The sequence below is a fragment of the Syntrophorhabdus sp. genome (genome assembly GCA_012719415.1).
In the GTDB taxonomy this organism is placed as follows: Bacteria; Desulfobacterota; Syntrophorhabdia; order Syntrophorhabdales; family Syntrophorhabdaceae; genus Delta-02.
Genome location: JAAYAK010000098.1, coordinates 1 through 3,346 on the forward strand (window position 1 = coordinate 1; position 3,346 = coordinate 3,346).

Annotated in this window: 2 protein-coding genes; one reads left to right on the forward strand and one right to left on the reverse strand. The window is 59.8% G+C overall.

The window, feature by feature from the left end:
* The first annotated feature begins 83 nt into the window (after positions 1 to 83).
* Positions 84 to 1,229 carry an acyl-CoA dehydrogenase gene (locus GXX82_05910; protein ID NLT22563.1) on the forward strand — a complete coding sequence of 382 codons (1,146 nt, stop codon included), beginning with the start codon at positions 84 to 86 and terminating at the stop codon, positions 1,227 to 1,229.
* A gap of 256 nt (positions 1,230 to 1,485) precedes the next feature.
* Here the strand turns inward: GXX82_05910 and GXX82_05915 are convergent, their stop codons facing one another.
* The gene (locus tag GXX82_05915) at positions 1,486 to 3,342 is read right to left on the reverse strand and encodes an ABC-F family ATP-binding cassette domain-containing protein (GenBank protein ID NLT22564.1); all 1,857 of its coding nucleotides are present in this window, start codon (positions 3,340 to 3,342) and stop codon (positions 1,486 to 1,488) included.
* Positions 3,343 to 3,346: the final 4 nt, after the last annotated feature.

The window sequence follows — 3,346 nt, forward strand, 5'->3', positions numbered from 1 at the left end:
TCTTTTTCCCCTTGCAAAACGCTGCCATCCGCAGGAGAATTTAGAAAATCGGACAGATCGATCATGACAACAGGTGGTGAAAGATGACGGACCCTTATATCAATAATGATCTCAAGGATGTCGAGAGCGCGGTGAGCGAGTTCTGTGCGCGCGAGCTTGACCAGGACCACCTCCACAAACTCGAGGACGAGCACAGGTATCCCAGGGAACTCTACGAGAAGATCGGGGAGCTGGGGTTCATAGGAGTCGGTTTCGCCGAGGATATCGGCGGTTCCGGGTACGGGGCGCTCGGCCACGTCATGGCCGTCAAGGAACTGTGCCGGTGCCTGCCGGGCATGGGGATGGCCTTGAGCCTCGGATACATCCCGGGATTCGTCGTCGACATTTACGGCAGCGACGAGCAGCGGGAGAAGTACGTGCGGCCCATGATAGAGGGGAAATACATCTCCGCCATAAGCGTCACCGAGCCTGACAGCGGAAGCGACCTCATGAGCCTCAAGACACGGATGGAGGACGGGGGAGACCGCTACGTGGTGAACGGCTCGAAGGTCTTCACGACGAACGCGGGGTACGCCGACTTTTACGCCCTCCTCGCGAAGGACGAGGACCGTCAGAGCATAATGATGATCGACAGGGATCTCATCGAGAAGAACGGCCCCGGTCGGTTCGAGATCAACGACCTCGGCAGGAAGATGGGCATCAACACCACCACGTCGGGGGAGCTCGTCTTCAGCGATTTCGAGATACCGAAGGAGAACGTCCTCGGCCAGCGCGGCAAGGGCTTGAGGATGGTCCTCGACGGGTTCGAGCTCGGCAGGATAGTGATAGCCGCCCAGGCCTTCGGCGCCATGCTCTACGGCTACGAGAAGACCGTCGGATACGCGAAGAAACGCCAGCAGTTCGGCCAGCCCATAATCCGTTTCCAATCCGTCGAGCACGACCTCGTGGACATGTACGTGGAGATCGAGAAGTGCCGCAATCTCCTGTACAAGGCAGCCTGGCTCTACGACAACAAGGACCCGGAATCGAAGAAGTACTCCTCCCTCGTGAAGCTCGCGATACCGGAATGCGCCATAAAGGTCCTCAACAGGACCATCGACATCCTGGGAGGCTACGGCTACATGCGCGACCAGGGACTCGAGGGAGCTCTGAGGGACATACGGATAACATCGATCTACGAAGGGACCAGCAACATTCAGAAGAACACGCTATCAAGAATGATCTTTTAGAAGACCGTCGCAGGTCGCAGGTCGCAGGTCGCAGGTCGCAGGTCGCAGGTCGCAGGTCGCAGGTCGCAGGTCGCAGGTCGCAGGTCGCCAAAAAGAGACCGCGAAGCGGGATGGGTTGTCAACACAATTGTTGACCCGGCAGTGATCCTTTTTTGGCTTTTAGACTTGAGACGTGAGACCTGCGACGTGCAACCGTTCTTTGGCCTGTGACTTGTGACGGTCTTTTCGCCAGAAAAGACCTTAGCCGTGACGGTTTTTACAGCTCGTTCAGCCGCTGTTCGAAGTCCCTCGCCAGGGCGTCGTGTTCGAGGGTGAGGACCTCGAGCTCGTCGAAAAGGCCGTCTATTCGCTGCCTCGCCTCGTGGATGGACATCGAGAGGGATATGATGGACTTGCCGTCCCCCTTCTGCGAGGCCGCGATGAGGGCCTCGTTGTCGCGGGCGAGCTGCCTCTCCGTTTCGGTGATGGCGGACTCGATATCGTTGATGCGCGTCTTCACGGGCGTCATGGCGCGGGAGCGTTCGTTGACGATGTCGGCCCTGAGCCTTTTCGATTCCTTCCTGAGACTGCCTTTCGCGGGGATAAGCGCGGCCTCGCTCTCTCCTGTCCTGTCCCCGGCCTCGTCCTCCCACCCGACACGGGAGAGGAAGTCCTCGTAGCTGCCGTCGAAAACTCCGACCCTGTTCCCGTCGAAAACGATGAGCCGCTCCGCGACGGCGTCGAGGATCATCTCGCTGTGGGTCACGATCATCACCGCGCCGTCGAATTCGTTGATAGCCTCGATGAGGGAGTCGATGGATTCCATGTCGAGGTGGTTCGTGGGCTCGTCGAGGAGCAGAAGGTTCGCCGGGGCCGCGAGGAGCTTGCCGAGGAGCACCCTGCTTCGCTCCCCGCCGGAGAGGACGCCTATCTTCTTGAGGGCCCTGTCGCCGTCAAAGAGCATGGCGCCACAGATGCCCCTGACGGATGTCTTTCCCCGGCCGGGCTCGACGCTCCATATCTCGTCCTCTATGGTCAGTTCCGGGTCGAGGCGGTCGATGTTCATCTGCCCGAAATAGCCGAGCTTCAGGTTCTGGCTGTACGTGATCGTGCCCGAGCGGGGTGTGAGCTCTCCGGCAAGTACATTGAGGAGTGTCGTCTTGCCCTTGCCGTTCTTCCCGATGATACCGATGCGGTCGCGCTTCCTGACGGCTATGGTGAGGTCCCTGATGAGTTCCGGCCCCGACGCGTCGTAGGAGAAGCCCACATTGTCCGCCTCGATAAGCCACCTGCCGGGGAACGGGGCGGCATTGAAAGAGAATTCGAGGCTCTCGAGAGTAGCGAGCTTCTCCATCCTCTCCTTTTTCTGGAGCTGCCGTATCCGCGATTGCACCGAGCGCGCGCGCGTCGCCTGGGCGCGGAAGCGGTTGATGAAGAGCTCTGTTTCCCTGCGCTTCTTCTCTTCGTTGACGCGGGTCTGTTCGTAGACCTCCTCTTCCTCGATGATCTGCTCGTAGAGCTTGTGGGTCGTGCCCGCGATCTTGCGCATCCTCATGCGGTGGATCGCCATGGTGTGGGTCGTCACTGAGTCCATGAAATCCCTGTCGTGGGTGATGAGGACCATCTCCCCCTTCCACCCTCTCAGGAACTGTGTGAGCCACCGTATGGAGACGATGTCGAGATAGTTCGTCGGCTCGTCGAGAAGGAGCATCATGGGACGGGCGATGAGGATCTTTGCCAGGTTAAGGCGCACCTGGAAACCGCCGCTCAGTTTCCCCGGGTCCGAAGAGAACTCGTCCTCGGTGAAGCCAAGCCCCGCGAGCACCGTCTTCGCCTTGTACGTCTCGTCTCGGCCGTCGTCGCTCACGGGAAGGTTGAGGCACGCCTCGGCGAGGACGGACCTCTCGCTGAAGGAGATGTGCTGGGAGAGATGGCGGATGGTGTAGCCCCGGGGGATATGGATCTCCCCCGAATCGGGCGTCTCTTCCCCGAGTATCATCCTGAAAAGCGTCGTCTTTCCCGTCCCGTTCCGCCCCACGAGTCCGAGGCGCTCCCCCGGCCCGACGGTAAAGCTCGCCCCATCAAAAAGTATCTGGGTCCCGTAGGCCTTGGAAAGGTTATTGACGATAAGCATGGCA